Source organism: Mesorhizobium sp. M7A.F.Ca.CA.002.04.1.1 (genome assembly GCF_004022805.1).
Taxonomy (GTDB): Bacteria; Pseudomonadota; Alphaproteobacteria; order Rhizobiales; family Rhizobiaceae; genus Mesorhizobium; species Mesorhizobium ciceri.
Genome location: NZ_RZPL01000545.1, coordinates 1 through 4,037, shown reverse-complemented (window position 1 = coordinate 4,037; position 4,037 = coordinate 1). Strand labels below are relative to the sequence as shown.

The window sequence follows — 4,037 nt, the reverse complement described above, 5'->3', positions numbered from 1 at the left end:
CGGTGCCGCCGCTGATGACTTCCTCGACGCAGCCGCGATGACGCTGATCGCCGGTCGCATCGTCGGCGGCGAGGCGCGGCCGTTTCCCGACCCGCCGGGCCGCGACAGCTTTGGCATTCCCGTCGCCATCTGGGCGTGACGCTGTTGGCCACCGTTGCGCTCGATGCATGGCATTTCTAGCCAGCCCTCATAATTCTGCATTGCTCGCGACCGGCTTTTGCCGCTAGAGCCTCTCTAGACCGCAACGAGCTGCCGCATCCAACCCGGAAAGGCTCCAGACGCCGCCCATGTCCCATCTCCCTGAACATCTTCTCGCCGGCTATCGCAATTTCATGAATGGCCGCTATCTCACAGAGAGCGGGCGCTATCGCGATCTCGCTCGCGAAGGCCAGGCGCCGGAGACGATGATCGTCGCCTGCTGCGATTCGCGTTCGGCGCCCGAGGCGATCTTCGACGCTGGGCCGGGCGAACTCTTCGTTCTGCGCAATGTCGGCAATCTGGTGCCGCCCTATGCACCCGACGGCGAGTTCCATTCGACCTCGGCGGCGCTTGAATTCGCCGTACAGAGCCTCAAGGTCAAGAACATCGTCGTCATGGGCCATGGCCGCTGCGGCGGCATCCGGGCGGCGCTCGACAGCAATTCCGCGCCGCTGTCGCCGGGCGACTTCATCGGCAAGTGGATGAGCCTGATCGCGCCGGCGGCCGAAACCGTCTCCTCCAGCACCTTCATGACCGCCTCGGAGCGCCAGACCGCGCTGGAGCGCATCTCGATCCGCTATTCCATCGCCAACCTCAGAACCTTTCCCTGCGTCTCGATTCTCGAAGGCAAGGGACGGCTGTCGCTGCATGGGGCCTGGTTCGATATCTCGACCGGCGAACTCTGGACGATGAACAAGGAGACTGGCGATTTCGAACGGCCGGAACTGGGATGAACGCGGCGGCGCGCAAGCTGGTGAACATCAGGTCGGTCGCTTTTGCGGCGGCCGCACTGCTGCTGGCGATTATTGCCGCCCGCGCCGATGATCGTGCCCTCATCAGCCGCTGGTATTCGGCGCTGCTGGTCGCCGACCGCACGGAACTGTCCGACCTGCTCGCCGACGATGTCCGCATCAAGCTGGACGACCTCGGCATCGTGCAGAGCAAGCAGGAATTCATCGCTTCGATCGACGAATGGAAAGGTGCCGTTGCCGGTGCTGCGATCCGGCACCGGATCGAGAAAAGCGAAGGCGGCGTCACCACGGTGGTCGCCTGCTACGATTTCCCCAACAACGACATGCTGATGCAGGAAACTTTCGCGGTCACCGACAACCGCATCACCGCCAGTTCACAAGCGGCGATCGCCGAAAACTGCGACGGCTTTTGAGGGCGATATCGGCCAAATCCGCATATTGCGGGTCCGCCGGCCGCGCCCTACATCGGGTACGACCCACCTGCCTGCTTCACCAACGAAAGACTGTCCATGCCTTCCACGAAAGCCGTCGACCTCGCCGCCCATCCGCTGACCGCGTGGCAGGGGCCGCTCGGCCTGCCCGATTTCACGCGCATTGGCGACGGCGACTTCTCCCCGGTCTTCGACGCGGCGCTGAAGGCGCACGAGGCCGAGATCGAGGCGATCGCCGGCAACAAGGATGCGCCGACCGTCGAGAACACGCTTGCCGCGCTGGAACTCGGCGGCGAAGCGCTCGATCGTGTCTCGTCGATCTTCTGGTGCCGCGCCGGCGCCTACACCAACGAGACGATCCAGGCGCTGGAGCGCGACATCTCGCCGAAAATGTCCAGGCATTTCTCGGCGATTTCAATGAATGAGCGGCTGTTTGCCCGCATCGACGATCTCTACCAGCGCCGCGAGAGCCTGAAGCTCGACGCCGAGACCCTGCGGGTACTGGAAAAGACCTGGAAGGGCTTCGTCCGTTCCGGCGCCAAGCTCGACGCCGACGGCAAGAAGCGGCTGGCAAGCATCAGCGAGGAATTGTCCTCGCTCGGCACGGCTTTCGGCCAGAATGTTCTGGCCGACGAGCGCGACTGGGCGCTGTTCCTCGATGAAGCCGACCTTGCCGGCCTGCCGGACTTCGTGAAAAGTTCCATGGCCGAAGCGGCCGAGATACGCGGCCAGAAGGGCCGCTATGCCGTCACTCTGTCGCGCTCGATCTATGAGCCGTTCTCGACCTTCTCCGAACGCCGCGATCTGCGCGAGATCGCCTTCCGCGCCTTCACCATGCGCGGGCAGAATGGCGGCGCCACCGACAACACGAATGTGGTGCGCGACATGCTGCGCCTGCGGGCCGAAAAGGCAAAGCTGCTCGGCTACGCCTCTTTCGCCGCGCTGAAGCTCGACGACACCATGGCCAAGACGCCGAAGGCCGTGCACGCGCTGCTCGATCCGGTGTGGGAGAAGGCGCTTGAGAAGGCAGCAAGCGACCAGATCGAATTGCAGCGCCTGGCCACCGCAGCCGGCAGCAACGAAAAATTCGCTGCCTGGGACTGGCGCTTCTACCAGGAGAAGCTGCGCGCGGAGAAATTCGCCTTCGACGAGGCGGAACTGAAACCTTATCTGCAGCTCGACCGGATCATCGACGCTTGCTTCGACGTGGCGACACGGCTGTTCGGCATCACCTTCGAAGAGAAAAAGGACATCGCGGCCTGGCATCCGGACGCCCGCGTCTTCGTGGTGAAGAATGCCGACGGCAGCGAGCGCGGCCTTTTCCTGGCCGACTATTTCGCCCGGCCGTCAAAGCGATCCGGCGCCTGGATGAGCGCGTTGCAATCCGGCTACAGGCTCGGCCACGGTGCGAGCCCGGTCATCTACAACATCATGAACTTCGCCAAGCCGCCGGTGGGCGAGCCGGCTCTGCTGTCGGTCGACGAGGCCAAAACGCTGTTCCACGAGTTCGGCCATGCTTTGCACGGCATGCTGACCGACGTCACCTGGCCCTCGGTTTCGGGCACTTCGGTCAGCCGCGATTTCGTCGAACTGCCTTCGCAGCTCTACGAGCACTGGCTGACCGTGCCGGCAGTGCTGGAAAAGCACGCGCTGCACGTCAAGACCGGCAAGCCGATGCCCAAGGCGCTGCTCGACAAGATGCTGGCCGCGCGCACCTTCGGCGCCGGCTTCGCCACGGTCGAATTCACCGCCTCCGCCTTGATGGACATGGCCTATCACGCGCGGGCGGAGGCGCCTGAAGCGCCGCTTCGTTTCGAAGCCGAAACGCTTGCAGAACTGCATATGCCGGACACCATAGCCATGCGTCACCGCACCCCGCATTTCGGCCATGTCTTTTCCGGCGAAGGCTATTCGGCCGGCTACTATTCCTACATGTGGTCGGAAGTGCTCGATGCCGATGCTTTTGCCGCCTTCGAGGAAACCGGCGACCCCTTCAACCCGGCACTCGCCGAGCGGCTGCGCAAGAACATCTACGCGGCCGGCGGGTCGAAGGATCCGGAAGAACTCTACACCGCCTTCCGCGGCAAGATGCCGTCGCCGGAAGCGATGATGGCCAAGCGCGGGTTGGTGTGATTAGCCAATCTCCCCCCTCGTGGGGGAGATTGGCAGCTTCCAAGGATCCGTCACCCTCGGCCACACCGGCCTTGTCAGCTTCTTGTAATCGGTCACCGCCGGATTGCTGGGATACGAACTCGGCGCCGAGACATAGATGATCTCGGCGGCGATCGGCTCGAAGCCGGCGTAGAAATGATTGGTCGACTTGATCAGCAGCATGTCCTTGGCTAGCGGATCGACGCCGATGTTGGAAAAGATATCCGGCTCGAAAGTCTGCGTGCGGTTGGTGTTGAGGATGATGTCGACCTCGGTGCCTTCGAGGCGGACCAGCGCCGTCGGCCCAAGCGTCACCCGGCTTGGCCCGAAACTCTGCCAGCCCTCCGCAACCGCCTTCAGCACGCGCACGCGCGCATCGATCGGCTCGCCGGCTTGCGGCCCGGCCTTGCCGCCGAAGCGCAGGTCGATGACTGCGCCCTCGCCTGCCGCCAGGCAGAAGGTGACCGCAATCGGATCCCAGATGGTCGCGACGGCGAACCTGTCC

At 63.9% G+C, this 4,037-nt stretch carries 5 protein-coding genes; 4 read left to right on the top strand and 1 reads right to left on the bottom strand.

Annotation, left to right across the window (positions count from 1 at the left end):
• The 4 genes from ENZ75_RS23830 to ENZ75_RS23815 all read left to right on the top strand — a co-directional run.
• Positions 1-139, top strand: a 139-nt coding sequence (locus ENZ75_RS23830) for a DUF429 domain-containing protein (RefSeq protein WP_128278351.1), incomplete at its 5' end; no start/stop codon positions are given.
• Positions 140-287: 148 nt separating this feature from the next.
• The gene (locus tag ENZ75_RS23825; protein WP_027037320.1) at positions 288-932 is read left to right on the top strand and encodes a carbonic anhydrase; all 645 of its coding nucleotides are present in this window, start codon (positions 288-290) and stop codon (positions 930-932) included.
• Complete coding sequence (locus tag ENZ75_RS23820; protein ID WP_024504711.1) at positions 929-1,363, top strand: hypothetical protein; 435 nt, start codon at positions 929-931, stop codon at positions 1,361-1,363. The genes ENZ75_RS23825 and ENZ75_RS23820 overlap by 4 nt, the downstream gene beginning before the upstream one ends.
• A gap of 96 nt (positions 1,364-1,459) precedes the next feature.
• Positions 1,460-3,514, top strand: a complete 2,055-nt coding sequence (locus ENZ75_RS23815; protein WP_013528986.1) for a M3 family metallopeptidase — start codon at positions 1,460-1,462, stop codon at positions 3,512-3,514.
• Here the strand turns inward: ENZ75_RS23815 and ENZ75_RS23810 are convergent.
• A partial coding sequence (locus ENZ75_RS23810) for an MlrC C-terminal domain-containing protein (RefSeq protein WP_164887962.1) occupies positions 3,515-4,037 on the bottom strand: 523 nt, incomplete at its 5' end.

Excerpts from the sequence above, each read along its gene's own strand:
- ENZ75_RS23820 (WP_024504711.1), top strand. The coding sequence starts at position 929 with ATGAACGCGGCGGCGCGCAAGCTGGTGAACATCAGGTCGGTCGCTTTT.
- ENZ75_RS23825 (WP_027037320.1), top strand. The coding sequence starts at position 288 with ATGTCCCATCTCCCTGAACATCTTCTCGCCGGCTATCGCAATTTCATG.
- ENZ75_RS23815 (WP_013528986.1), top strand. The coding sequence starts at position 1,460 with ATGCCTTCCACGAAAGCCGTCGACCTCGCCGCCCATCCGCTGACCGCG.